1 protein-coding gene is annotated in these 978 nt (G+C 77.9%); it reads left to right on the top strand.

Annotated features, from left to right (window positions below; translation table 11 throughout):
• Positions 1 to 2 precede the first annotated feature (2 nt).
• Positions 3 to 929 carry an HhH-GPD family protein gene (locus tag E4099_RS32410; protein ID WP_135342648.1) on the top strand — a complete coding sequence of 309 codons (927 nt, stop codon included), beginning with the start codon at positions 3 to 5 and terminating at the stop codon, positions 927 to 929.
• Positions 930 to 978 lie beyond the last annotated feature (49 nt).

The raw sequence follows: 978 nt of genomic DNA, 5'->3' as shown, positions 1-978 counted from the left end.
GTATAAGAGACAGCGCCGCACCCGTCCCCGCCGGCGCCCCGGGCGAGAACACCGCCCGGGGCCGGGCCCTGCACGGCCTGGTCATCGACTGGTTCCAGGAGCACGCCCGCGATCTGCCCTGGCGGCGCCCGGAGGCCGGGGCGTGGGGCGTGATGGTGAGCGAGTTCATGCTCCAGCAGACCCCGGTCAACCGGGTGCTGCCGGTCTACCAGGAGTGGCTGGCCCGCTGGCCGCGCCCGGCCGACCTGGCCGCGGAGTCCCCGGGCGAGGCGGTACGCGCCTGGGGGCGGCTGGGCTACCCGCGGCGAGCGCTGCGACTGCACGGCGCGGCCGTGGCGATACAGGAGCGGCACGGCGGCGAGGTGCCCACCGAGCACGCGCAGCTGCTGGCGCTGCCCGGGGTGGGCGAGTACACGGCGGCGGCCGTGGCCTCCTTCGCGTACGGACAGCGGCATCCGGTGCTGGACACCAATGTGCGCCGGGTCTTCGCCCGCGCGCTCTCCGGCAGCCAGTACCCGCCGAACGCCACCACCGCGGCCGAACGCCGGCTCGCCCGCGAGCTGCTGCCGGACGACGAGCCGACCGCCGCGGCCTGGGCGGCGGCCACCATGGAGCTGGGCGCGCTGGTGTGCACCGCCCGGTCGCCGGAGTGCGTACGCTGCCCGATCGCCGCGTCCTGCGCCTGGCGGCTGGCCGGGGCGCCGGCCCACGACGGGCCGCCGCGCCGCGGGCAGACCTACGCGGGCACCGACCGGCAGGTGCGCGGCAAGCTGCTCGCGGTGCTGCGGGAGGCGACCGAGCCGGTGCCGCAGGCGGTGCTGGACCGGGTCTGGCACGAGCCGGTGCAGCGCGCCCGGGCGCTGGACGGGCTGGTCTCCGACGGCCTGGTCGAACCCCTCGCCGGCCGCCGCTACCGACTGCCGCGCTGAACCGGCGCCGGACCCGAAGGCCGCCCCCGGCCCGAGGCAGCCGGAAAGC

It is taken from the genome of Streptomyces palmae, from assembly GCF_004684805.1.
Taxonomy (GTDB): domain Bacteria; phylum Actinomycetota; class Actinomycetes; order Streptomycetales; family Streptomycetaceae; genus Streptomyces; species Streptomyces palmae.
Note: the sequence above shows the minus strand (reverse complement) of the source record. Positions and strands in the feature narration are given on the sequence as shown.